Source organism: Faecalimonas sp. LCP19S3_D12 (genome assembly GCF_052121495.1).
GTDB lineage: Bacteria > Bacillota > Clostridia > Lachnospirales > Lachnospiraceae > Faecalimonas.
Genome location: NZ_JBQKED010000118.1, coordinates 1 through 951, shown reverse-complemented (window position 1 = coordinate 951; position 951 = coordinate 1). Strand labels below are relative to the sequence as shown.

Here is a 951-nt window from a genome sequence, read left to right as displayed (position 1 = left end):
AAACACACTACCGAAGCCGTGGAATCATCGAATGATGATTGGTAGAGGAGCATTCTTAAAGAGAAGAAGCTGTACTGTAAAGAGCAGTGGATTTTTAAGAAGAGAGAATGCCGGAATGAGTAGCGAGAGGAAGGTGAGAATCCTTCCGGCCGAATATCTAAGGTTTCCAGAGTAAAGCTGATCTGCTCTGGGTAAGTCGGGGCCTAAGGCGAGGTCGAAAGACGTAGTCGATGGATAACAGGTTGAAATTCCTGTACTATGATATGACAGAACTGTGGGGACACGTGTGGAAAGTGGAAGCCGGGAATGGAAAGACCGGTGCAAGCAAGGTAGGAGACTGGTTGGCAAATCCGCCAGTCAATCTGAAGATGTGATGCGTACTGAAATATAAGTAGGGAAGTCCGTGAGCCATGCGTCAAGAAAAGCCGCTATTGTTCATATCGTACCCGTACCGTAAACCGACACAGGTGGATGAGGAGAGAATCCTAAGGCCGACGGGAGAAGCATTGTTAAGGAACTCGGCAAAATGACTCCGTAACTTCGGGAGAAGGAGTGCCAGTGAGAGCTGGCCGCAGAGAATTGGCCCAAGCAACTGTTTAGCAAAAACACAGGTCTATGCAAAACCGAAAGGTGAAGTATATGGGCTGACGCCTGCCCGGTGCTGGAAGGTTAAGGGGAGAGGTTAGCGGTAACGCGAAGCTTTGAACTTAAGCCCCAGTAAACGGCGGCCGTAACTATAACGGTCCTAAGGTAGCGAAATTCCTTGTCGGGTAAGTTCCGACCCGCACGAAAGGCGTAATGATTTGGGCACTGTCTCGACAATGCACCCGGTGAAATTGAAATACCAGTGAAGATGCTGGTTACCTGCGCCAGGACGGAAAGACCCCATGGAGCTTTACTCCAGCTTGATACTGGGATTCGATATTGCATGTACAGGATAGGTGGGAGACT

Annotated in this window: 1 rRNA gene; it reads left to right on the top strand. The window is 49.3% G+C overall.

Features of this window, described 5'->3' with window-relative positions:
- Window positions 1–951: ribosomal RNA gene (locus ACTQXY_RS15505) — 23S ribosomal RNA — on the top strand; the annotation flags it as partial.